Source organism: Actinomadura madurae (genome assembly GCF_900115095.1).
Lineage (GTDB): Bacteria > Actinomycetota > Actinomycetes > Streptosporangiales > Streptosporangiaceae > Spirillospora > Spirillospora madurae.
On the sequence record NZ_FOVH01000001.1, the window covers coordinates 166214 to 189147 of the forward strand.

Below are 22934 nucleotides of genomic sequence, written 5' to 3' on the forward strand. Positions count from 1 at the left end.
GGAACAAGCTCGGCAGATCGCTCGAAACCGGGGTGCGGTGCTTGCTTCGGCCGGGGCTGTGGCGCAGCGTGACGCCTGTGACCGAGCCGCTGGAGGACGCCGTCTCCGAGTTCGGGCGCCATCTGCGCGCCGAACGGGACGTCTCGCCGCACACCCTGCGCGCCTATCTCGGTGATCTGGCCGACCTGTGCGCCTACGCCGCGGTCACCGGGGTCACCGAACCGGCCGAACTGGACGTCTCGTTGCTGCGTGCGTGGCTGGCCCGTCAGCACGCCATGGGACGGTCACGCGCGACCCTGGCCCGCCGTACGGCCGCAGTCAGAGCCTTCACCCGCCACCTACACCGGCGGGGCCTCCTCGAAGACGACCCGGGCTTGCTCTTGGGCACGCCCAAACGACGGCGCGACCTTCCCGACGTGCTCACCCAGGACGACGCCGCGCATCTCCTGGACACCATGGACGCCCAAGGCCCGCTCGGTCTGCGCGACCTGGCCGTCCTGGAGGTGCTCTACGGGACCGGCGTCCGAGTCAGCGAACTGTGCGGACTCGACATCGACGATCTTGACACCGGCCGCCGGACTATCCGCGTCTTCGGCAAGGGCGGACGTGAGCGCACGGTCCCCGTCGGCGAACCCGCCGTCCGCGCCGTCCAGGACTGGCTGCGCGCCGGACGCCCCGCGCTCGTGACCGAGGACAGCGGCCCCGCTCTCTTCCTCGGTGCCCGCGGCGGACGTCTCCACCCGACGAGCGCCCGCCGCATCGTCCACTCGCGGATCTCCGAGGTAGGCCAGGTCCCGGATCTCAGCCCCCACGGGCTGCGCCACAGCGCGGCCACCCACCTGCTCGAAGGCGGCGCCGACCTGCGAAGCGTCCAAGAAATCCTGGGCCACGCCTCCTTGCAGACCACGCAGATCTACACCCACGTATCAGCCGACCGCCTCAAACAAGTCCACCGCCAAGCCCACCCCCGAGGCACCCGCCCAGCCCAATAAGCCCACCATCGCCCCCCACCCCCCGCCTCGCTGCCCACTCTGCGCCGCCGCTGCCGCCCCGGTGCACGGGTGGCCTGGGCGTTTGTGCTCGGCACGCGTCCATGCTGTAGGGCCGCACCAGTCGGCCCGTTGCCGATGCGGGCCGGGCGCCCGGCGTCCGGCGTCCGCGCGCCGCGGCCATCGGCGTCCAGGCCGACGGGCCCCGGCCCCCGCCCGCCGGCGCCCGACGCGGGCGCGGTGGCGGTGGCCGCGGCGTTAGTCAGCGCCCGGTCCGCGTCCGCGCCAGGTCTGTCGTGCCGCTCGGCCGTATGACGTTGATGTCCAGCCTGCGTCCATTTCGCGACCTGGCGGCGGGCTGGGCTCGCTGTCGGCTGGCTGCCTGTCGCGCGAGCCCGCGCCGGTCGGCTCATAGTGGGCCTGGCCGTGGTGTTGGTGCCTGGTCTGCGTCCCCGCCGAGGCCTGTCGTGCCGGTCGGCTTGTTGTCGGTCGGCCGACTGGTGTTGATGTCCGGTCTGCGGCTATGTCGCGGCTTGGCATGCGCCCGCCTCGTCCTCGGCTGCCCTTCATGTCACTGTCCGGCCCGCGTGCGTGCCGCGGTCTGCCGTGCGGGTCGGTTCGTCGTGGGCCAGCCACCTCGCGTTGCTGCCCAGCACGCGTCCGCGCCGGACCTTCGCGCTGGCCGACTTGGCGTCGGCCCGCTGCCTTGCGTCGCTGCTGGCCCGCCTCTGCGCTGCGGTCTGTCGTGAAGGTCGGCCGTCGTTGACCTGTCCTTCGGTGTCGCTGCCCGGCGCGCGTGCGTACCGCGGTCTTGTTGTGCGGGGCGGCTCGTCGGGGGCTCAGTATGCGTCCGTGCCGAGGGCTCTGCGCCTGCCGCCTTGGCATCGGCCGACCGCCTTGCGTGGGTGCCGTCCGCGTCTGTGCCGCGGATTGTGGTGTGGGTCGGGTCGTCGTTGACCTGCCGCTTGGTGTTGGTGTCCGGCTCGCGTGCGTGCCGTGGTCTGTCGTGGTGGGTGGCTTGTTGGCGACCCAGCGAGCCCGAGCTGATCTGGCTTGCTGGACCTCCTTTGTTGGGGGGCGTAGGGGTTGTCGTGCAGGGGCGTCGCCTGCGTGTTGGGTGGAGGTGTGTTCGTGGTCGCCGTCGGCGCGGTGGCCTGTGGGTGGGTGGTGTGGTGGACGGCCTGCCGGCCCGGTGGCCGGCGGGCAGGCCGTCTTTGGTCAGCGGGCGCGGCGTAGGTGGCGTTGGTGGGAGAGGTTGATAACGCCCGGCGGCGGGCGGCGTCTGCGGTGCAGGCGGAATCGCAGGCGGGTGCGGCGCCATACGAACGCCATTGCGAACGCCAGGACCATCCCCGTTAGGGCGCCGCCCGTTGCCGTGGTGGCGTCGCGTAGGCCCATCCTGGACGGGGAAGGCTCGGCTGGGCGTGGTTTGGGGGTGGGTTGGTCCCACTGGGGTAGGAGGCGGAATTGACGTTGGACCAGGTTCAGCGGGTTCAGGTAGAGGGCGCCACGGCGTAGCCCCCAGTGCAGGCAGGTCACGGGGCAGTGGACCCGGCCGTCCTCCAGGACACCGATGGGGGTACCGGATGCGACGCGGCGTCCCACCAGGACGCTGGGACGGACGGGCAGGTACGTGGTGCGCAGGACGCCGTGGTCGATCGCGACGACGCCGCGTCCCGCCAGGTCGCGGGCATACGAGACGCGTCCCGGCCCCGCGGCGTGGACGATCTGGCCCGGGCGCGCCGCGAGGTCGACCCCGCGGTGCCCGGCACCCCATGGGGAGGACGGTGGCGAGAAGCCCCGCAGGACCGGCGGGGCGGACGGGCCTAAGGGCCAGCGCCAGGCGTCCGGGCCGGGCGATCCGAGGGTGATCATGCAGGTGAGGAGCAGCGTCAGCAACGTCATGCACCGCACCCTGCCGGGTGGCGGGCGGCGCCGCGAGAGGGTCCGCGAACTGTGGATAACCTCCGGGACCGATGGGGCCCGGCCACCTCCGCGCCCTGATAATCTGTAAACGTGCCTGAGAGGGCATCGGCCAGGGCCAGGCCGCCGTTGAACCGCCGCGGGCGGGGAGGCGGAAGCCGCTCGCAGAGCGGCCGGGACCCAGACTCGGAAACGGGTCACAGCCGCCTGGAGGTATCCCGGCGGCTGATTTCACGCGTCCGCATGCCACCGGAAACCATGGTGGGGCGCAGTCCCTCGGTCCGTCGCCTCGGCGACGGTGGGACCGCACCCGGGCGCAGGCAGACAACCAAATGCGGCCCGGCAGGGCCAGAGAAGGAGAGCACGGGCAATGGCACCCGTCGTCACCATGCGGCAGCTCCTGGAGAGCGGCGTCCACTTCGGCCACCAGACCCGCCGGTGGAACCCGAAGATGAAGCGCTTCATCCTCACCGAGCGCAACGGCATCTACATCATCGACCTCCAGCAGTCGCTGTCCTACATCGACCGCGCGTTCGAGTTCGTCAAGGCCACGGTGGCCCACGGCGGGACGATCCTGTTCGTCGGCACCAAGAAGCAGGCGCAGGAGTCCATCGCCGAGCAGGCCACCCGGGTCGGCATGCCCTACGTCAACCAGCGCTGGCTGGGCGGCATGCTCACGAACTTCTCCACCGTCCACAAGCGGCTCACCCGGCTCAAGGAGCTGGAGGAGATCGACTACGACGACGTGGCCGGCTCCGGCATGACCAAGAAGGAGCTTCTCGGCCTGCGCCGCGAGAAGGACAAGCTGGAGCGCACCCTCGGCGGTATCCGCGACATGGCGAAGGTTCCGAGCGCCATCTGGATCGTGGACACCAAGAAGGAGCACATCGCGGTCAACGAGGCCAAGAAGCTCGGCATCCCGGTCGTGGCGATCCTCGACACCAACTGCGACCCCGACGAGGTCGACTACCCGGTCCCGGGCAACGACGACGCCATCCGCAGCGTCAGCCTGCTGACCCGCGTGGTCGCCGACTCCGTGGCCGACGGCCTGATCGCCCGTGCGGGCGCCGCCTCCGGCGGCGACGAGAAGCCGGCCGAGGGCGCCGCCGCCGCGGGCTCCGAAGAGCCGCTGGCGGAATGGGAGCGCAACCTGCTCAAGCCGGACGAGGCGCAGGCCTCCGCGGAGGCCCCGGCGGACGCCGCCGCGACCACCGAGGGCGCGGACGCCGAGAAGGCCGACGACGCCCCGACGGCGGACGCCCCGACGGCGGACGCCCCGACGGCCGACGCCCCGAAGGACGACGCCCCGAAGGCGGACGACGCTCCGAAGGCCGACGAGGCCCCGAAGGCCGACGAGACCCCGAAGGCCGACGAGGCCGAGCAGGCTTGATCCCGCGGTCCCGGCGGCGCCCCATCGCGCCGCCGGGACCGTCGCGGGTCACACGACCAACGACGAGAGAAGCGAAGAGAGCGATGGCCAACTTCACCGCCGCTGACGTCAAGCGGCTGCGCGACCTGACGGGCTCCGGCATGATGGCCGTGAAGAACGCCCTGACCGAGGCGGACGGCGACTTCGAGAAGGCGACCGAGCTGCTGCGCCTCAAGGGCGCCAAGGACGTCGGCAAGCGCGCCGAGCGCACCGCCGCCAACGGCCTGGTCGCCGAGCACTTTGCGAACTCCGGTGACGGGGCGCTCCTGGAGCTGAACTGCGAGACCGACTTCGTCGCCAAGAACGCGCAGTTCATCGAGCTGGCCCAGCGCCTGGTCGAGTTCGCCGCCGGCAGCGGCGCCGCCGACGCCCCCGCCCTGCTGACCGCCGAGATCGAGCCCGGCACGACCGTCCAGGCCCTGATCGAGGAGAACAGCGCCAAGATCGGCGAGAAGCTGGAGCTGCGCCGCTTCGCCCACTTCCAGGGCGCCTACGTGGCGAGCTACCTGCACAAGTCCGACCCGTCCCTGCCGCCGACCACCGGCGTGCTGGTCGAGCTGGACGGCGAGAACCCCGAGGTCGCCAAGGACGTCGCCCAGCAGATCGCGGCGATGGCCCCCAAGTACCTCACCCGCGAGGAGATCCCCGCCGAGGCGGTCGAGAAGGAGCGGGCGCTCGCCGAGCAGCTCACCCGCGACGAGGGCAAGCCCGAGAAGGCGATCCCGAAGATCGTAGAGGGCCGGGTGAACGCCTACTTCCGCGACTTCGTGCTCGTGGAGCAGGCGTTCGTGAAGGACAACAAGAAGACGATCGCGAAGGTCCTCGACGAGGCCGGCGTGAAGGTCGTCCGCTTCGCCCGGTTCAAGGTCGGGCAGGCGTAAGGGCGCCGGAGACGGGCACCCGAGAGATACCGCGATGCAACGAGGAGGCCGCCGACGTGCCGGACAAGACGACCAGTAGCGCGACGGCGGCCTCGTCGTCCGGCCAGCACGCGCCGCGTGCGGGCTGGAGGCGGGTGCTGCTGAAGCTCTCGGGCGAGGCCTTCGCCGGAAAGGACCCGCTCGGCATCGATCCCGAGGTCGTCCAGCATGTCGCCGAGGCCATCGCGGAGGCCGTACGGGACGGCGTGCAGGTCGCGGTCGTGTGCGGCGGCGGCAACATGTTCCGCGGCGCCGTCATGGCCGAGCGCGGCATGGACCGCGGACGCGCCGACTACATGGGGATGATCGGCACCGTCATCAACTGCCTCGCCCTGCAGGACTTCCTGGAGAAGCTCGGCCTCGACACCCGTGTGCAGACCGCCATCACCATGAGCCAGGTGGCGGAGCCCTACATCCCGCGCCGCGCCATCCGGCACCTGGAGAAGGGCCGCGTCGTCATCTTCGGCGCGGGCCTCGGCCAGCCGTTCTTCTCCACCGACACCACCGCCGCCCAGCGCGCGCTGGAGATCGGTGCGGAGGCGGTGCTGAAGGCGACTCAGGTGGACGGTGTGTACGACGCCGACCCCAGAAAGAATCCAGACGCGGTCAAGTTCGACCGTTTGGATTACGGTGAAGTTCTACAGAGGAGCCTGAAGGTCATGGACGCCACGGCCATCAGCCTCTGTATGGACAACGCGCTCCCCATCGTGGTCTTCGACCTCATGGGGCAGGGCAACATCGTCCGGGCCGTCCGGGGTGAGAAGATCGGCACGCTGGTCAGCCCGGCGGAGGGCTGACCCCAGCCCGCGGCCGCGCCGGACCCGTCGCGGCACTCCAGGACCAAGGCCGACCAGATGACATGGGAGTCACAGTGATCGACGAGACCCTCCTCGAGGCCGAGGAGAAAATGGAGAAGGCGGTCGCGGTCGCCAAGGAGGACTTCCAGGCCATCCGCACCGGCCGCGTCACCCCCGCGATGTTCAACAAGATCACCGCCGAGTACTACGGCACCCCGACGCCGATCAACCAGCTCGCGTCGTTCACGCTGCCGGAGCCGCGGATGGTCATCGTCCAGGTCTTCGACAAGTCGTCCATGCAGGCGGTGGAGAAGGCCATCCGGGACAGCGACCTCGGCGTGAACCCCACCAACGACGGCAACGTCATCCGCGTCGTGTTCCCCGAGCTGTCGGAGGAACGGCGCAAGGAGTTCATCAAGGTGGCCGGGACGAAGGCGGAGGACAGCAGGATCTCCATCCGCAACATCCGGCGCCGCGCCAAGGACACCCTCGACAAGCTCGCCAAGGACGGCGAGGCCGGCGAGGACGAGGTCAGGCGTGCCGAGAAGGAGCTCGACGACACCACGCACCGCTACGTGGCGCAGATCGACGAGCTGCTCGAGCACAAGAAGGCCGAACTGCTCGAAGTCTGATGGAACTCGACGACGCCGGGGAGCCCTCGGGCTCCCCGGACGAGCCGGAGGTCGACATGGCCGGCCCACCCCCCGGTGAGGCAGTGGACTCGTCCCCGGGGCGGGAACCGGACGGCCCCGGGGAGGACGTCCCGCCCTCCGCCGGCGCGACTGCCGGTGACCGGTCCGACCAGCCCCACGGCAGGACGGGCCGCAACCTCCCGATGGCCATCGGCGTGGGCGTCGCGCTCGGCGCGCTCGTGCTGCTCTCTCTCTACACCGTCAAGGAGATCTTCCTTGGCGTGATGGTCGTGTTCCTGTTCCTCGGCATGCGGGAACTGACGGAGGCCTTCAAGACCCGCGACATCCGCGTCCCGTTCATCCCGGTCGCGACGGGCATGGTCGGCACGCCCGTCGTCGCGTACGTGTGGGGGCCCACCGCGACGATCGCCGCGGTGTCCCTGACCGTGCTGGCGCTCCTGATGACGCGGATGACCGAAGGAGCCGCCGGATACGTCCGGGACGTGGCCGCGGGCTCGTTCGTGGCGGTCTACCTGGTGCTGATGGGCGGGATCGTCGCGCTGCTCATGCGCCCGGACGACGGCGACCACCGTATCGTCATCTTCATCGCCGCCACCGTCGCCAGCGACATCGGCGGCTACTTCGCTGGGTCGTTCCTCGGCAAGCACAAGCTGGCGCCGACGATCAGCCCGAAGAAGACCTGGGAGGGCGTCACCGGCTCGGCCCTCACCTGCATGCTCATCGGCGGCTGGCTGGTGTGGTGGTTGCTGGACGGCGGGCAGGTCTGGCAGGGCGTGATCATCGGGCTGGCCGCGGTCGTCACCGCGACCGCCGGCGACCTCGTCGAGTCGGTGGTCAAGCGCGATCTGGGCATCAAGGACATGGGAACGCTCCTGCCGGGCCACGGCGGGGTGATGGACCGCCTCGACTCGCTGGTCGCGACGGCGCCCGTCGTGTGGCTGCTGCTGGAGCTGTTCGTCCCGAGTTAGGCCGCCGCTCCCGGCGTCTCGTCAGGAGACGACCCAGGAGCGGCCCTGCTGGGCCAGACGCCGGATGAGCGCGTCCGACCCCTCGCTCTTCGCGTAGCGATGTTCCTCAGCGGAGATGGGCACGAGCCACAGCCACCGGACGGCGTCGCCGTTCAGCGTCAGCCCCGTCATGGCCGGCCCCTGAGGGCCCGCCAGGCGGTTCGGATCGTCCAGGAGGAGCACGCCTTCCCAGGACGACTCACCGTTGCCGAGAGGGAACGTGCGGGCCTCGTGGTACCACTTGACGACGTCTCCAGGCGCGAACCAGGTCACCGACCGCCAGGGGTACTGCGCCAGCCACGGAAAGATGCTCCCTGCCCGCTGGCTGGGCAGGGTGCTGGCGACGGCCAGTTCTATCCGCCCGTACGGGGCGACGTCGTCCTCGTACAGTTCGACCGTGGGCATCCGCTGGCGGCTCATCCCCACGGTGCTGAGAACGGTGTACTCGCGGTCGCCTCGTGCGGGACGCTCCGACACACCTACTGTCGGGGCCGCGGCCGGCCTGCCGTTGGTGAGCTGGCGTCCGACGTCGTGCCAGTAGTGGCCACTCGGGCCGAGCCGTTGCAGCAGGTGCCCGAGCACCGACTGCTGGAACTCGGCCCAGGAGCCGTCGGCACGGCACCGCTTCCAGTGCTCGCGCGCCTGGTCGATGCGTGGCCCGAAGTCCTCGATCTCCTCGTCCAGGGGGAACGCGAACGGGCTCTGGCGCGTGGCGTCCCGGGCATAGCCGGGGATGCCGCGGCCCATGTCCGACCAGCCGGGGATCACGAAGAGCGGGTCGCCCGCCTCCAGGACGGCCACCCCGTCGCCCTCTTCGAACCACACGACTTCCAGGACCTCGCCGTCAAGCGCCCCGCGTCCCGAGGGATGGCGGACGTGCGACTCCGGCAGGAGCGGCGCGCGTCCCGCCTCCAGCCGTGCCCGATCCAGCTCAGACGGGGCCGCACGGTGGTTCGCGACCCAGACCGCCCCGACCACCGAGTCCCGCGCGTCCTTCAGGTAAGCCGCGGTGACGTCGCCGTCGGTCTCGACGGTGAGCCGCCGGCTGCCGTACGGGCTGGCCGCCGTGTGGACGACCGTCGCCGCCGGCCCCCGTGCCGTGGCCGCACCCCTGCGCAATACCGACATGATCGAGACCTTAGTCGCAGACAAGGTCATGTGCAGGAATGTCGTGCGGCGGGTAAAGGTGAGTGGCCGCAGACGGACGAGGCACGGGCAGGTGTTTGCGACACTTGGAGGACCATGTCTGCCACCCAGCCCGCCGCGACCGGCGCCGCGCCCAAGAAGACCCCGGCGAAGCTCGTCTTCGCCGCCCCGAGGCGCGGCAAGCCGCCGAGGCATCTCGCCGACCTCACCACGGAGGAACGGCGCGAGGCGGTCGCCGCGCTGGGGGAGAAGCCGTTCAGAGCCGACCAGCTGTCGCGGCACTACTTCGCGCGGCTGATCGACGACCCGTCCAAGATGACGGACCTGCCCGCCGCTCTCCGCGAACGGCTCGTCTCTGAGCTGCTTCCCTCGCTGCTGACCCCGGTCCGTGAAATGGACTGCGATGGGGGGACGACCCTCAAGACCGTCTGGAAGGCGTTCGACGGCGTCCTGTTCGAATCGGTGCTGATGCGGTACCCGGACAGGGCCACGATGTGCGTCTCGTCCCAGGCGGGGTGCGGAATGAACTGCCCGTTCTGCGCGACCGGTCAGGCAGGGCTCACCCGTAACCTGTCGACGGCCGAGATAGTCGAACAGGTCGCTGCAGGGGCGCGTGCCCTTGCCCGCGGACGTATCCCAGGCGGTCCGGGGCGCGTATCCAACATCGTCTTCATGGGCATGGGCGAGCCCCTGGCCAACTACAAGGCCGTGATAGGCGCGGTACGCCGCATCACCGACCCCGCACCCGCCGGCCTGGGCATCTCCCAGCGATCGGTCACCGTCTCCACCGTCGGGCTCGTCCCGGCCATGGAGAAGCTCGCCGCGGAGGACATGTCCGTCCGCCTGGCGGTGTCCCTGCACGCGCCCGACGACGAGCTGCGCGACGACCTCGTGCCGGTCAACAACCGGTGGAAGGTCTCCGAGGTCTTGGACGCCGCCTGGGCCTACGCGGACCGCAGCGGCCGCCGCGTCTCGATCGAGTACGCCCTCATCAAGGACGTCAACGACCAGGCGTGGCGGGCGGATCTTCTCGGCAGGCTCTTGCGCGGGAATCTCGTTCACGTCAACCTGATCCCGTTGAACCCAACGCCGGGTTCCAAGTGGACCGCCTCACGGCCCGAGGACGAGCGCGAGTTCGTCCGCCGCCTGGAGGCCCACGGTGTCCCGGTCACGGTGCGCGACACTCGGGGCAGGGAGATCGACGGGGCCTGCGGCCAGTTGGCCGCGTCGACCAAGGACTGAGCGCTCCGCGGGCGTGTCCGGCGTCCGTGCGGGCGCGGGGACACGGCTGAGGAGCGGTGCCGGTGAGGACGGGTGCGCGGCTGCCGGTGGTCATGCGCGGCTATGACCGGCACCAGGTGGACGCTCTGCTGAAACGGGTCTCGCAGGCGCTGGACGGCGGTCCGCCGGTTTCCGTGGACGACGTGCGCATGACCCGCTTCGACGTCGTCCTGCGCGGCTACGAGCGTCGCGCCGTGGACGAGCTGCTCCGCGAATGCATCAGGGAGCTCCAGGGCCGGGCGCCGATCGGCGAGCGGCCGGGCCGTCCACGGGCCCAGCCCGGCTGGCTGATCAACTGGATCCAGAACGCCCGGTTCTCCGGTGCCCGCCTGCGCTCTGGCTACGACGTGCGGGACGTGGACGCGTTCCTCGAGCGCGTGATCGCCGGTCTGCGCGGCACCGCCCCGTCGGTGACGGCCCGGGATGTCCGGGAAAGTGCGTTCCGCGTCGTCCGGCTCGGGCCCGGCTACGACGAGCACGAGGTCGACCGCTTCCTGCTCCAGCTCGCCGCCGCCCTCGAACGCTGACGAAGTCATCCCGGCCTCCGTCCGACCCCCAACGGCGCGGCCGTGGTGTGGCGGCCCCAGGGGTCGTGCTGTGAAGTGGGTTACTGCCGTTCATGGGGTGCCGGCCTGTCTCGTCTCTGTTGGTGAGAACAACGAACGGAGACGTCATGAAGATCTTCATCGCCGAAGCGTCCGGTGCGATCGGCGGCCAGCTCATTCCCCAGCTCGTGGTGCGCGGCCACGAGGTCGTCGGCACGACCCGCTCGGCCGCCAAGACCGCCGCGCTGCGCGCGCTCGGCGCTGAACCGGTGATCGTCGACGCGCTCGACCCCGACTCGGTGGCCGAGGTGGTGGCCAGGGCCGAGCCAGAGGTGATCGTCCATCAGCTCACAGCGCTGAGCGGACCGGCGGACTTCCGGCACGTGAAGCGAATGGCGGCCGCCACCGACCGGCTGCGCACCGAAGGCACCGACCACCTGCTGGCCGCCGCGCGCGCCGTCGGCGTCCGCAAGTTCGTGGCGCAGAGCAACGCCCTGTGGATGGAGCGCACCGGCGGGCCGGTCGCCGACGAGAACGGCCGGATCGAGCCGAACCCGCCTGCGGACGTCAAGGAGTCGGTGGACGCGTTGCGTCACCTGGAGGAGGCGGTGACCGGCATCAGCTGGGGTGAGGGCATCGCGCTTCGCTACGGTGGGTTCTATGGCCCGGGGACCGGCATCAGCGCCGCGCCGGACGCCGTCATGGCCGCGCAGATCCGCAGGCGGAAGTTCCCGATCGTCGGCGACGGCGGTGGGGTGTGGTCGCTGGTGCACATCATCGACGCCGCGTCGGCCACGGTCGCGGCCATCGAGCGTGGCAGGCCCGGGATCTACCACGTCGGCGATGACGAGCCGGCACCGGTGAACGACTGGCTCTCGGAACTGGCCCGCGCGCTGGGCGCCGAACCGCCGCGCCGCGTGCCGGCCTGGCTCGTACGCCGGCTGGCCGGCAAGGGCCCGGTGAACCTGATGACGCAGGCACGCGGGATCTCCAGCGAGAAGACCAAACGCGAACTGGGGTGGGCGCCGCAGTACCCGAGCTGGCGCACGGGGTTCATCGAGGGACTGGGGTGACCCGGCCGTGTCCACCTCGGATCTGTACGGAGAGCTGCGACCGCGGGCCTTTGCGATCGCCTACCAGATGCTCGGCAGTGTCGGCGAGGCCGAGGACGTGGTGCAGGAGGCGTTCCTGCGGATGCACCAGACGCTGCGGAGGGACGAGCCGATCGCCTCACCCCGGGCGTACATCGCCACGCTGGTCACCCGGCTGGCCATCGACCATCTTCGCTCGGCACGGGTGCGGCGGGAGCGCTACGTCGGCGAGTGGCTACCGGAACCGCTGGTCACCGAGCCGACGCCGGCCGAGCGCGCCGAGACGGCCGACTCGCTGTCGCTGGCGTTCCTGGTGCTGCTGGAGAGCTTGTCGCCACAGCAGCGGGCCGCGTTCCTGCTGCGCGAGGTGTTCGAGTATCCGTATACGGAGGTCGCCGAGATCCTCGGCACCGATGTGGACACCACGCGGCACCTGGTCGCGCGGGCCCGCGACCACGTCCGGAAACGCCGGCCGCGCTACCACGCCTCTCGGCGGCAGCGACAAGAGCTGGCTCAGCGCTTCTTCGCCGCCGCCGGGCAGGGCGACCTGCGAGCGCTGGAGGCGCTGCTGGCGCAGGACGCGGCGCTGCACGCCGACGGCGGCGGCAAGGTGCCGGGGGCGCTGGCGCGACCGGTCAACGGGCGGCGGCACGTGGCCCGGACCTTGTCGGCCGGGATGTCCGAACTGGCGCGTCGAGGTGTCCGCGTCCGTGTCACCGAGGTCAACGGCCAGCCCGGCGCGGTGGCGACCGACGCACAGGACCGGCTGGTCATGGTCACGGCGCTCAGCATCACCGACGGCCGGATCCAGACGATCCACTCCATCGCCAATCCCGACAAGCTGCGGCACGTCGACCGGTTCGACGACCTCGGCGCCCTGCTGCGCGCCGTCGACGGCGCAGAGTGAGGCACGGCCGCCGCGCCGACGCCGTCTTCACCATGCACCCGTACGCGGCCGCTGAGCGGAAGCTTGGCGGCGGCTGTTCGGTGCTCCAGCCGGTCTTGCGGCCCGGGACGACCCCGGGCCGCAAGACCGGATGAGTTATCCACAATTTCGCGGGACCCTGCACACGCGGCCGGACCCAGGCAACGCTACGTGCATGGACAACATCGCAGCGCAATACCGCCGGCTCCGCGCCCTGTTCGATGTCTTCCTCGCCCCCGAGGCCACGGCCGCCGTGCTGCCGCTGATCAGACCGGCCCTTCGGCTCGGCGCCGAAGGGGAGGTGCCCGTCCACCTCGGCGGCACCCCGCTGCTGCCACCGGACGAGCCGTGGCCGGAATGGAACGGCCGCCCGCTCGACTTCCTCGGCGCGATCGACTTCGCCGGCCTCGCCTCCCTCGGCGACATCCCCGGCCTGCCGTCCTGCCGCGCCGCGTTCTACTACGCGAGCGAGACCCCGCGTCCGTGGGGCGACGAGGCCGTACAGCGCGATGGGTGGCGCGTCTTCACCGGCGACCTCCACGCCGCGGATCCACCGCCCGGATCGCGCCCCTACCCACAGACCACCCTGGGAGCCGCTCCGTTCCTTTCCTTACCGTCCCCGCAGGAGCCCGCCGTCCAGCGCCTGGAGGCCGTCTACAGCGGCGTCGCCGCCGTCTACGCGCAACTGCACGCGGCCTGGACGCGCCACACCTGCCCGGACGACGCACCCGCCCACCAGCTCGGCGGCTGGCCCGTCCTCGTCCAGCGCCCGCTCGGCCCCGACTGCCTCTACGCCTCGACCGGCCGTCCCCTGGACTCCGTCAAGCCCCCGTCCCTGAGCCCGGACGAGCAGCACGCCGTCGAGGAATGGCACCTCCTCCTCCAACTCGACTCGGACGACCGCCTCGGTTGGTACTGGGGCGACCCAGGCCGCGTCTACTTCTGCACCCGCCAGAACACCCCACTAGAGCAATCCTGGCTAACCCTCCAAGCCGCCTAACCCTCCAAGCCGCCCAACCCACGCGCCAAGGGAGTGCCCGTGCAGCCCTGAACATCCAATGAGGCCTTCAGCAGACCGCCCCAGGACAGACACGACCCGAGGCGCGCAGCATCGCGCCCCCACCCGCGGCCGCGGGGTGCGTGGGCGTGCTGCGTCGTGGTGTTCGTTAGCGACTGCGGGTGGGCTGGCCCACCGCCGGTTGGTGCGCAGGCGGCTGGCCGGGTTTTGCCTGGATCGAGGCGCGGGCCGCCGTCGCGGCGCGCATCGGTGCCGCGCAGCCGGGGGCGCCGGGCGGAGGTGGTGCTGGTTGAGACAGTTGGGTGCGCGGAGGTGAGAGTTGCGGGGTGTTAGGGGGAGCGGTGGGTGGTTGTCAGGTAGGCGGCGCCTACGAGGGTGGACCAGATGAGGAGGTGGAGGGCGATGCCGGGGAAGGCGGAGGTGAAGGCGGACGGGCCGTCGTGGGCCGCGCGCATCCACCCGATCATGGGGACGGAGAGCCAGGCGAGCCGTCCCAGGCCGAGGAGGAGCAGCGCCGTGGCGCCGCCGAGGAGGACGAGCAAGGAGATGCCCGGATGGGGGATGCGCGCTCGGCTCGTCCAGGCGCCGAGGAGCGTCCCCGGAATGGCCACCAGGAGGTTGAGCACGAGACCCGCCAGAATCGCCTGCCCGGGTGAGCCTGCACCGAGTGCCTGAAGGAGGGGAACCGCCAGTGCGACGGCACCCAGGAAGGCGTTCACCGTGTATGCGGCGAACAGGCCCGCCCAGACGGGGGCCGACGGGGAGCGGGCGGCGGTGGTCGTCAGCGCGCGCTGCTCGTCGGGCTGCGTGTCGAGGAGGGCGCGCGCCGCCCACGCCCACACGGGGAACATGAAGGCGGCCACGTCTCCCAAGGTGCCGACGGCGAGGTCGGCGGCGTCCGGACCGCTGGGCCCCTGGACGAGGATCAGCGCGACGGCCAGCAGGACGAGGATCAGCGGCTGGAGGACACGGAGCGATCGGACGTATCCCGCGACCTGGAACCGGACGAGCGCGATCACCCCTCGCGCCTCCGCACCCGGTAGCCGTCCGCGCGCAGCTTGGTCTCCACGGTGTCGGCTTCGTCCGCGGGCACCTCGACCTCGAGGACGGCCCAACCGGGGGCGTCGCCCGACGGAAGGCGGGTGACGGTGCCGCCGGCCACGCGCAGCCGGTCGACGCCCGGCATGGTCTCGATGCAGCGCTGGTGGTCGCTGATGATTACGGTGGTGCCGCCTGCGGCGAGCTCGGCGATCAACGTGGGCAGCGCATCACGGGTCGCGGCGTCCAGGCCGGCGAACGGCTCGTCTAATACCAGCAGTTCGGGGTCGTCCATGAGGGCCTGCGCGAGCCCCACCTTCTGGGCACTGCCCTTCGACAGCTCGGGCAGCCGCACATCGAGGAGATGACCGAAGGCAAGTCGCTCCGCCCACGTGCCGACCGTATCCGCGGGGACGCGCCGAATGGCGGCCATGTGCCCCAGGTATGCGCGGACGCTGAACGGCTGGTCCACCGGAAACCGCTCCGGCGCGTACCCCACCCGCGCGGGCCGTTCCTTGACCGCGCCCGCACCCGGCCTCCGCAGCCCGGCGATCACCCGGAGCAGCGTGGACTTCCCGGCGCCGTTGTGCCCGGTCACCTCGGTCACGCTGCCGCCGGGGAGGGAGAAGGTGACATCCCTGAACACCCAGGGATCCTTCCGGCGATAACGAAAGGCGACGTTGTCCAGCCGCATGAGACCCGCACGCTAGACCCCCACCCGTAAGCCCGGCGTTAACCCCCCGGCCGGGTGGAGGATGGGGGGATGGGTTGTTTGTTCTGTGAGGTTGTGGCGGGAGAGCGGGGGGCGCATGTTGTTCTGGATGAGGGCGAGGTCGTCGCGTTTCTTGATGTGCGGCCCTTGTTCAAGGGGCACACGCTGCTGATTCCGCGGACGCACTACGAGACGCTCACGGATCTGCCCGGGGATTTCCTGGGGACGTTCTTCGGGTACGCGCAGCGGCTCGCGGCGGCGATGGAGGAGGGGCTGGGGGCCGCGGGGTCGTTCGTCGCCATGAACAACCGGGTCAGCCAGAGCGTCCCGCATCTGCATGTGCACGTGGTGCCGCGGAACCGGAAGGACGGGCTGAGGGGGTTCTTCTGGCCGCGGCAGAAGTACGAGTCCGATGCCGAGGCCGCCGAGTACGCCGAGCGGCTCGCCGGCGTCCTCCGGTCATAGGGCCGCGCGGGCCATGGTCGTGTCGAGGATCTGGGCGTCGGGGGGATGCGGGGTGGCGGTGTCCCACCAGCGGATCGCGCTGATCTCCTCGTTGGGGGTGAAGGCGGTGTGGCGGGACGTCGTCGAAGCCGTGTACAAGGCGGCGTACTCGTCGCGGGGTGGTCTGACGAGGTGAAAGCGGCCGTAGCCGGCGAGGGTGAGGGTGGGCAGGTGGAGGCCGCTCTCCTCGTGCAGTTCGCGGACGGCCGCTTCGTGGGGGGTTTCGCCCGGGTCGATCAGGCCGCCGGGGAGTTCCCAGTGGGCTCGGTGCCGGTTGAAGACCAGCAGCAGGTGGCGGCCGTGCCGGACCGCGGCGAGGGCGGCGGGCATCGGGGCGTCCGCCGGCGGGGCCGCGGGCGGGAGGAAGGCCAGCAGCAGGTTGCCGTCGCCGTCCCGGGCCAAGGGCATCGCGTCAGCCGAGGGCCGCTAGCAGGGCGACGAAGGGGGCGGCCGGATCCGGGGGAGCGGGGGGCGGCACCGCGGCCTCCTGGGCCGCGGCGTGTGCGTAGAGGTCGCGTTCCGCCCGGTCGAGGACGGTGGACAGGATGTAGTCGCTGACCGTCCATCCGGCCAGCTCGGCGGCCTTGCGGATCACGAGGAGCTGGTCGGCGGACGCTGGAAGGGCGATGTGGTCGTGGCCCCAGGCGGCGGGAAGGTCCTGGCGAACCGACTCAGACATGGCCGGTCTCCTTCCTTGCGGCTTTTCAACGTACGCCGCCGGGTGTAGCCAGGACATCCCCACTGAGGACGAGAATCGCCGGGTGTCCGATGGAGTCAGCGGGTTCCCCAGGAGTAGGTCTGTTTGCGCAGTTTGAGGTAGACGAAGCTCTCGGTCGAGACGACGCCGGGGACGGCGCGGATGCGGCCGAGCAGTTCCAGCAGGCGCTCGTCGTCCTCGCAGACGAGCTCCAGGAGGATGTCGAACGAGCCGGCGGTGATCACGACGTAGTCGATCTCCGGCACGTCGGCCAGCTCGTCGGCGATCTTCTCCAGGTCGCCCTCGCACCTGACGCCGATCATCAGCTGCCGGGAGAAGCCGAGCATGAGCGGGTCGGTGACGCCGACGATCTGCATGACGCCGGTGTCGAGGAGCTTCTGGACGCGCTGGCGGACCGCCGCCTCGGAGAGGCCGACGGCCTTGCCGATGGCGGCGTAGGAGCGGCGGCCGTCCTGCTGGAGCTGTTCGATGATCTGCTTGGCGGTCTCGTCCAGCTGGACGTGGGCGGCGCGGGCCATCGGGGTCTCCTAGCTGCGGCATCGAGGGTGTGAGGCCTCTGGGTCAAGTGAATTAGTCGTGAAACTGGATCGTAACAACGGAATCACTTGTGTTGGGCTGAATCCTCTGTAAGGGTCGGGCCAACAGGACACAACGGGCGACGGTGCCCAGGAGGGACCTGAGGATGAGCGGCGATCGGCTGCGCAACTTTATCGGCGGCGAGTACGTGGACGCCAAGGACGGGCGGACCCTGGAGGTGGTCGATCCCAGTACCGGCGAGACGTACGCGCAGGCGCCCGTGTCCGGCGCCGAGGACGTCGACGCCGCGTTCCGCGCGGCGGCCGAGGCGTTCCCCGCCTGGCGCGACGCCACGCCGGGCGAGCGGAGCCTCGCGATGCTCCGCTTCGCGGACGCGGTGGAGGCGCGCGCGGAGGAGCTCGTCAAGGCGGAGAGCCGGGACACCGGCAAGCCCCTCCAGATGACCCTGGACGAGGAGGTGCCGCCCATGGTGGACAACCTCCGGTTCTTCGCCGGGGCGTCCCGTGTCCTGGAGGGCAAGGCGTCCGGCGAGTACATGGCGGACCACACGTCCTCGATCAGGCGGGAGCCGGTCGGGGTCTGCGCCCAGGTGACGCCCTGGAACTACCCGATGATGATGGCGGTCTGGAAGATCGGGCCGGCCCTGTCGACGGGGAACACCGTGGTGCTGAAGCCGTCGGAGACGACGCCGGCGAGCACGCTGATGCTGGCGGAGATCGCCGCCGAGTTCCTGCCCCCGGGCGTCTTCAACGTGATCTGCGGGGACCGCGACACCGGGCGCGCGCTGGTGGAGCACCCGACGCCGCAGATGGTGTCGATCACCGGGAGCGTGCGGGCCGGCATGGAGGTCGCGGCGTCCGCGGCCAAGGACCTCAAGCGCGTCCACCTGGAGCTGGGCGGCAAGGCGCCGGTCGTCGTGTTCGACGACGCCGACGTCGAGGCGGCGGCGACCGGCATCGCCGAGGCCGGGTACTTCAACGCGGGCCAGGACTGCACGGCGGCGACGCGCGTCCTGGTCGCCGACCGGCTGCACGACGCCTTCACCGAGGCGCTCACCGAGGCCGCCAAGGGGACGGTGGTCGGGCCGCCCAGCGACGCCGACGCCTTCTACGGGCCGGTGAACAGCGCGAACCAGCTGGAGCGCGTCCAGGGCTTCATCGAGCGGGCGCCCAGCCACGCGAAGGTCCTGACCGGCGGCGAGCGTGTCGGCGACAGCGGCTACTTCTTCGCGCCGACCGTCGTCGGCGGGCTCAGGCAGGACGACGAGATGGTGCAGAACGAGGTGTTCGGCCCCGTCATCACCGTCCAGAGCTTCTCGGACGAGCGGCAGGCCATCGAATGGGCCAACGGCGTCAAGTACGGCCTGGCCGCCAGCGTGTGGACGCAGAACCACGGCCGTGCCATGCGGATGAGCAAGGCGCTGGACTTCGGCGCCGTCTGGGTCAACACCCACATCCCGCTGGTGTCCGAGATGCCGCACGGCGGCTTCAAGCACTCCGGCTACGGCAAGGACATGTCGATGTACGGAATCGAGGACTACACCCGCGTCAAGCACGTCATGCACTACATCGGCGGCTGACCGCCGCCGACCGAGGCCCGTGAAGGAAGCCCCGCCCATGACCGAGACGAAACCCGCCCCGGCGCGCGACGACCCGGGTCGCGCCGTTCCCGCCATCGAGCTCACGGGTGTCGAGAAGGCGTACCACGCCTATGGCGAGACCGTGGCGGCGGTGCGCGGTGTCGACCTGGCGATCGCGCAGGGGGAGTTCTTCTCCCTGCTCGGTCCGTCCGGCTGCGGCAAGACGACGACCATGCGCGTCATCGCCGGCTTCGAGGAGCCGACGGCGGGCGAGGTCCGGCTGCACGGGCAGGACGTCACGGGCGTGCCCCCCAACCGGCGCGACGTGAACATGGTTTTCCAGTCGTACGCGCTGTTCCCGCACATGAGCGTCTTCGAGAACGTCGCGTTCGGCCTCCGCCGGCGCGGCGTCCCGAAGGCGGACATCACGCGCCGGGTGGGGGAGATGCTGGACATCGTCGACTTGGCGGGACGGGAGCGGCGCCGTCCCGCCGAGTTGTCCGGCGGCCAGCAGCAGCGGGTCGCGCTGGCCCGCGCGCTGGTGAACCGGCCGCGGGCCCTGCTGCTGGACGAGCCGCTCGGCGCCCTCGACCTGAAGCTCCGCCAGGCGATGCAGGTCGAGCTGAAGCGGATCCAGCGGGAGGTCGGCGTCACGTTCGTGTACGTGACGCACGACCAGGGCGAGGCGCTGACGATGTCGGACCGCATCGCCGTCATGAACGACGGGCTGGTCGAGCAGCTCGGGACGCCGCGGGAGATCTACGAGCATCCCGCGACGCGGTTCGTGGCCGGGTTCATCGGGACGTCCAACCTGCTGGGGGGCGAGGTCACCGAGACGGGGCAGGGCACCGCCGTGCTGTCGCACGGCCAGGACGGCCGGATCGAGGTCCCGGTGCGGAACGGCCTGGACGTCGCGGCCGGGGAGCGCCTGGAGCTGACCGTCCGCCCCGAGAAGATCGGCATAGGGCCGGACAAGCCGGGCGACGGCCTGTGCGGGGTCCGGGGGACCGTGACCGAGGTCGTGTACCTCGGGACGTCGACGAACTACAACGTGACCACCTCTGCCGGGGCCGACGTCGTCGTCTTCCTGCAGAACGCCACGTCCGCCGACGACATCGCCGTGCGCGGCGACAGCGTCTGGCTGTCGTGGGATCCGCGCCACTCGTACGCCATAGGAGCCCCCCAGTGAGCCAGATCGACCCCGCATTCCTGCGCGGACTCACCCGGCCGCGCCTGGCGCGTTCCCACCCGGCCCGCCGCGACGTGCTGCGGCTGATGGGCGCGGCGGGCGCCGGCCTCGCCCTGTCGGCCTGCGGCGTCAAGGGGCAGGGCGGCAAGGAGAAGGTCAGCCAGAGCGACGTCCAGAAGTACTGGGCGGGCAAGGTGAAGAGCGGCAAGCTCAACTGGGCGAACTGGCCGGGCTACATGCAGGACGACCAGGCGACCATCAAGGCGTTCGAGGAGGAGACGGGCATCAAGGTGACCTACAAGGAGGTCATCCAGGAGATGGGCCCGTGGTTCGGCAAGATCCAGGCGCCGCTCGCGGCGGGCCAGTCCATCGGCTTCGACCTGATGGTCATGACGAACGGCATCCAGCTGGAGCAGTGCCGCCAGCTCGGCTACCTGGCGCCGCTCGACCTGTCGAAGCTGAAGAACTTCCAGGCGAACGCGGGGGAGCCGTACAAGAACCCGTCCTACGACCCCGGCAACGCCTTCACGATCCCCTACGAGTCGGGCGTCACCGGCATCGCGTACAACACCAAGTACGTCAAGGAGGAGATCACCAGCATCGCGCAGCTGTTCGACGCCAAGTACAAGGGCCGGGTCGGGATGATGGGCGACTCGCAGGAGCTCGGGAACTTCGGGATGTTCCTGCTCGGCATCGACCCGGAGAAGTCGACGAAGGCCGACTGGGAGAAGGCCGCCGCGAAGCTCCGCGACCAGCGCGACCAGGGCATCGTCCGCAAGTACTACACGCAGGACTACGTCGACGCCGTCAGCAAGGGCGACGTGTGGATGACGATGGCGTGGTCCGGTGACGTCTACAGCCTGACGAGCCCGGACGTGAAGTTCGTGGTGCCCAAGGAGGGCGGCACGATCTGGACCGACAACCTGTGCATCCCGAAGACGGCCGACAACCCGGTGGACGCGCTGACGCTCATGGACTGGCTGTACGTCCCGGAGAACAACGCCCCGCTCACCGAGTTCATCAACTACATGCCGCCGATCCCGTCGACCCAGCAGATCATCACGCAGCACGCGGCGGAGGCCACCGGGGACGAGAAGAAGGACCTGACCCGGCTGAGCACGAGCCCGCTGGTCTTCCCGTCGGAGGCCGACCTGGCCCGGCTGCGGCACTACCGGCGGCTCACCCAGGCCGAGGAGACCGAGTACCAGAAGATCTTCGAGCCCATCTCCAAGGGGTCGTGATGGCGCGGGGCCGGGGACGGCTCGCGCCGTACCTGATGATCCTGCCGAGCGGGCTGTGGCTGGCGGCGTTCTTCCTCGTCCCGATGGTGCTGATGGTGTCCCTGTCGCTGCAGACGGGGAACCTCATCGACGGGTTCCGGCAGACGTTCCACTGGCAGAACTACACCGACGGCCTGAGCACCTACGGCGACAAGTTCGTCCGGTCGCTCTGGTACGGGCTGCTCGCGACCGTCGCGTGCATCGCGATCGCCTACCCGGCCGCGTACTGGATCGCGTTCCGCAGTGGGCGGCACAAGTCGACGTACCTGTTCCTGCTGCTGCTTCCGTACTTCGTCTCGTTCATCCTGCGGACGGTGTCCTGGAAGCTCGTCCTCACCGACAACGGGCCGATCCTCGGGCCGCTGCGCGACCACGGGGTCCTGCCGGAGGGATTCCACGTCCTCGACACGGGCGTCGCGGTGGTGTCCGGGCTCACCTACAACTTCCTGCCGTTCATGGTGCTGCCGATCTACGTGGCGCTGGAGCGCATCGACCCGCGCGTGGTGGAGGCCGCCTACGACCTGTACGCGAGCCGCCTCCAGGCGTTCGCGCGGGTCATCCTGCCGCTGTCGCTGCCCGGCGTCTTCGCCGGTGTGATCATGACGTTCGTGCCGGTGTCGTCGGACTACGTCAACGCCGAGGTGCTCGGCGGCCCGCAGAACACGATGATCGGCAACATCATCCAGACCGAGTACTTCAACAACAGCGCGTACCCGACGGCGTCCGCGCTGTCGTTCGTGCTGATGGCGATCCTGCTCGCCGGCATCTTCGCCTACGCGCGCACGCTCGGCACGCAGGACGTCCTGGAGGCGGCGAGGCGATGACGGTCCTCACGAAGGCCCCGCGGCGGCGCCGGGCGCCGCACCGGCGCCGGATCTCCGGCCTGCACGTCTACACGCTGGTGCTGATCGCCTGGCTGATCCTGCCGATCGCGATCATGATCCTGTTCGGGTTCAACGACACCCGCAGCAAGCAGAACTTCCAGTGGCAGGGCTTCACGCTGAAGTGGTACGCGCAGCTGTTCGACAAGAGCGACCTCACCACCGCCGTGGTCAACTCGCTGACGATCGCGCTGCTCAGCACGCTCATCACCACGGTCATCGGGACGTTCGCGGGCCTCGCGCTCGGCCGGTACCGGTTCCGCGGGAAGGGCTCGACGAACCTCCTGCTGTTCATGGCGATCTCCTGCCCGGAGATCGTGATGGGCGCGTCGCTGCTGTCGATGTTCGTCACGTTCAACCTGCCGCGCGGCTACCTGACGATCCTCGTCGCGCACGTGATGTTCTCGATCGCGTTCGTGGCCGTGACGGTCCGGGCGCGCGTCGTCGGCCTCGACCCGGCGGTGGAGGAGGCGGCGCAGGACCTCGGCGCCGGACCGTGGACGCGGTTCCGCCTCGTCACGCTGCCGATGATCATGCCCGGGGTGGTCGCGGGGGCGCTGCTGGCGTTCGTGCTGTCCATCGACGACTTCGTCATCACCAACTTCACCAGCGGCGCCACCGTCACGTTCCCGCTGTGGATCTACGGCTCCACCAGGACGGGCACGCCGCCGCAGGTCAACGTGATGGGGACGCTCATCTTCGCGGCCGGCGTCGTGATCGCGGTCGTGTCGGCGCGGCGCAGCGTCCGGGCGTCCCGCTGACGGGGACGCGG

General features: G+C 70.5%; 24 protein-coding genes. 17 read left to right on the top strand and 7 right to left on the bottom strand.

Annotation, left to right across the window (positions count from 1 at the left end; translation table 11 throughout):
* Nucleotides 1–77 precede the first annotated feature (77 nt).
* Entirely contained in the window at nucleotides 78–992 is a 915-nt protein-coding gene (locus BM339_RS00830; protein WP_244938929.1) for a tyrosine recombinase XerC, read from the top strand.
* A 1215-nt stretch (nucleotides 993–2207) separates the two neighbouring features.
* Here the strand turns inward: BM339_RS00830 and BM339_RS00835 are convergent.
* Nucleotides 2208–2894 (bottom strand): murein hydrolase activator EnvC family protein, encoded by a 687-nt coding sequence (locus BM339_RS00835; RefSeq protein ID WP_075019633.1) that lies wholly within the window; start codon nucleotides 2892–2894, stop codon nucleotides 2208–2210.
* 388 nt (nucleotides 2895–3282) lie between these two features.
* Between BM339_RS00835 and rpsB the strand changes: the two genes are divergently transcribed.
* From rpsB to BM339_RS00860, 5 genes are all read left to right on the top strand, one after another.
* On the top strand, nucleotides 3283–4302 hold the full coding sequence (gene rpsB, locus BM339_RS00840) for a 30S ribosomal protein S2 (RefSeq protein ID WP_075019634.1): 1020 nt from the start codon (nucleotides 3283–3285) through the stop codon (nucleotides 4300–4302).
* Between the two features lie 83 nt (nucleotides 4303–4385).
* Nucleotides 4386–5222, top strand: coding sequence for a translation elongation factor Ts (tsf, locus tag BM339_RS00845; RefSeq protein ID WP_021594778.1), 837 nt, complete (start codon nucleotides 4386–4388; stop codon nucleotides 5220–5222).
* Between the two features lie 134 nt (nucleotides 5223–5356).
* Nucleotides 5357–6058 (top strand): UMP kinase, encoded by a 702-nt coding sequence (gene pyrH, locus BM339_RS00850; RefSeq protein WP_052357961.1) that lies wholly within the window; start codon nucleotides 5357–5359, stop codon nucleotides 6056–6058.
* A 74-nt stretch (nucleotides 6059–6132) separates the two neighbouring features.
* On the top strand, nucleotides 6133–6690 hold the full coding sequence (gene frr / locus BM339_RS00855) for a ribosome recycling factor (RefSeq protein ID WP_021594776.1): 558 nt from the start codon (nucleotides 6133–6135) through the stop codon (nucleotides 6688–6690).
* Nucleotides 6690–7679 carry a phosphatidate cytidylyltransferase gene (locus BM339_RS00860; protein WP_244938930.1) on the top strand — a complete coding sequence of 330 codons (990 nt, stop codon included), beginning with the start codon at nucleotides 6690–6692 and terminating at the stop codon, nucleotides 7677–7679. Before frr ends, BM339_RS00860 begins: the two co-directional genes overlap by 1 nt.
* A gap of 21 nt (nucleotides 7680–7700) precedes the next feature.
* Here the strand turns inward: BM339_RS00860 and BM339_RS00865 are convergent, their stop codons facing one another.
* Nucleotides 7701–8846, bottom strand: a complete 1146-nt coding sequence (locus tag BM339_RS00865) for a suppressor of fused domain protein (RefSeq protein WP_083597150.1) — start codon at nucleotides 8844–8846, stop codon at nucleotides 7701–7703.
* Between the two features lie 114 nt (nucleotides 8847–8960).
* Between BM339_RS00865 and rlmN the strand changes: the two genes are divergently transcribed.
* From rlmN to BM339_RS00890, 5 genes are all read left to right on the top strand, one after another.
* Nucleotides 8961–10106, top strand: a complete 1146-nt coding sequence (rlmN, locus tag BM339_RS00870) for a dual-specificity RNA methyltransferase RlmN (protein ID WP_021594773.1) — start codon at nucleotides 8961–8963, stop codon at nucleotides 10104–10106.
* Between the two features lie 62 nt (nucleotides 10107–10168).
* Nucleotides 10169–10672, top strand: coding sequence for a DivIVA domain-containing protein (locus tag BM339_RS00875; RefSeq protein WP_075019636.1), 504 nt, complete (start codon nucleotides 10169–10171; stop codon nucleotides 10670–10672).
* Nucleotides 10673–10818: 146 nt separating this feature from the next.
* The gene (locus BM339_RS00880) at nucleotides 10819–11763 is read left to right on the top strand and encodes an NAD-dependent epimerase/dehydratase family protein (RefSeq protein WP_075019637.1); all 945 of its coding nucleotides are present in this window, start codon (nucleotides 10819–10821) and stop codon (nucleotides 11761–11763) included.
* A 7-nt stretch (nucleotides 11764–11770) separates the two neighbouring features.
* The gene (locus BM339_RS00885) at nucleotides 11771–12688 is read left to right on the top strand and encodes an RNA polymerase sigma-70 factor (protein WP_075019638.1); all 918 of its coding nucleotides are present in this window, start codon (nucleotides 11771–11773) and stop codon (nucleotides 12686–12688) included.
* A 193-nt stretch (nucleotides 12689–12881) separates the two neighbouring features.
* Nucleotides 12882–13706 (top strand): DUF1963 domain-containing protein, encoded by an 825-nt coding sequence (locus tag BM339_RS00890; protein WP_075019639.1) that lies wholly within the window; start codon nucleotides 12882–12884, stop codon nucleotides 13704–13706.
* A 347-nt stretch (nucleotides 13707–14053) separates the two neighbouring features.
* Here BM339_RS00890 and BM339_RS00895 read toward each other — a convergent pair whose 3' ends face one another.
* Nucleotides 14054–14743, bottom strand: a complete 690-nt coding sequence (locus tag BM339_RS00895) for a hypothetical protein (protein ID WP_021594768.1) — start codon at nucleotides 14741–14743, stop codon at nucleotides 14054–14056.
* Nucleotides 14740–15408, bottom strand: coding sequence for an ATP-binding cassette domain-containing protein (locus tag BM339_RS00900; RefSeq protein WP_021594767.1), 669 nt, complete (start codon nucleotides 15406–15408; stop codon nucleotides 14740–14742). The genes BM339_RS00895 and BM339_RS00900 overlap by 4 nt, the downstream gene beginning before the upstream one ends.
* Before the next feature lie 117 nt (nucleotides 15409–15525).
* Here BM339_RS00900 and BM339_RS00905 point away from each other — a divergent pair, with 117 nt between their 5' ends.
* Nucleotides 15526–15939, top strand: coding sequence for an HIT family protein (locus BM339_RS00905; protein WP_075019640.1), 414 nt, complete (start codon nucleotides 15526–15528; stop codon nucleotides 15937–15939).
* Here the strand turns inward: BM339_RS00905 and BM339_RS00910 are convergent.
* The 3 genes from BM339_RS00910 to BM339_RS00920 form a co-directional block, all read right to left on the bottom strand.
* Nucleotides 15934–16386, bottom strand: a complete 453-nt coding sequence (locus tag BM339_RS00910; protein WP_075019641.1) for an NUDIX hydrolase — start codon at nucleotides 16384–16386, stop codon at nucleotides 15934–15936. The genes BM339_RS00905 and BM339_RS00910 overlap by 6 nt on opposite strands.
* Nucleotides 16387–16390: 4 nt before the next feature.
* Nucleotides 16391–16657, bottom strand: coding sequence for a type II toxin -antitoxin system TacA 1-like antitoxin (locus BM339_RS00915; RefSeq protein ID WP_021594764.1), 267 nt, complete (start codon nucleotides 16655–16657; stop codon nucleotides 16391–16393).
* 95 nt (nucleotides 16658–16752) lie between these two features.
* Nucleotides 16753–17214, bottom strand: a complete 462-nt coding sequence (locus BM339_RS00920; RefSeq protein ID WP_021594763.1) for an Lrp/AsnC family transcriptional regulator — start codon at nucleotides 17212–17214, stop codon at nucleotides 16753–16755.
* Nucleotides 17215–17378: 164 nt separating this feature from the next.
* On the opposite strand from BM339_RS00920, the gene BM339_RS00925 reads away from it, so the two are divergent.
* The 5 genes from BM339_RS00925 to BM339_RS00945 are packed head-to-tail and all read left to right on the top strand — an operon-like array spanning nucleotide 17379 to nucleotide 22923.
* A complete protein-coding gene (locus BM339_RS00925; RefSeq protein ID WP_021594762.1) occupies nucleotides 17379–18812 on the top strand; it encodes a gamma-aminobutyraldehyde dehydrogenase in 1434 nt (477 codons plus the stop codon).
* Between the two features lie 37 nt (nucleotides 18813–18849).
* Nucleotides 18850–20001 carry an ABC transporter ATP-binding protein gene (locus BM339_RS00930; RefSeq protein ID WP_075019642.1) on the top strand — a complete coding sequence of 384 codons (1152 nt, stop codon included), beginning with the start codon at nucleotides 18850–18852 and terminating at the stop codon, nucleotides 19999–20001.
* Entirely contained in the window at nucleotides 19998–21242 is a 1245-nt protein-coding gene (locus BM339_RS00935; protein WP_075019643.1) for a polyamine ABC transporter substrate-binding protein, read from the top strand. Before BM339_RS00930 ends, BM339_RS00935 begins: the two co-directional genes overlap by 4 nt.
* Nucleotides 21242–22105, top strand: a complete 864-nt coding sequence (locus BM339_RS00940; protein ID WP_075019644.1) for an ABC transporter permease — start codon at nucleotides 21242–21244, stop codon at nucleotides 22103–22105. Before BM339_RS00935 ends, BM339_RS00940 begins: the two co-directional genes overlap by 1 nt.
* Nucleotides 22102–22923, top strand: coding sequence for an ABC transporter permease (locus tag BM339_RS00945; RefSeq protein WP_075019645.1), 822 nt, complete (start codon nucleotides 22102–22104; stop codon nucleotides 22921–22923). The genes BM339_RS00940 and BM339_RS00945 overlap by 4 nt, the downstream gene beginning before the upstream one ends.
* Nucleotides 22924–22934: the final 11 nt, after the last annotated feature.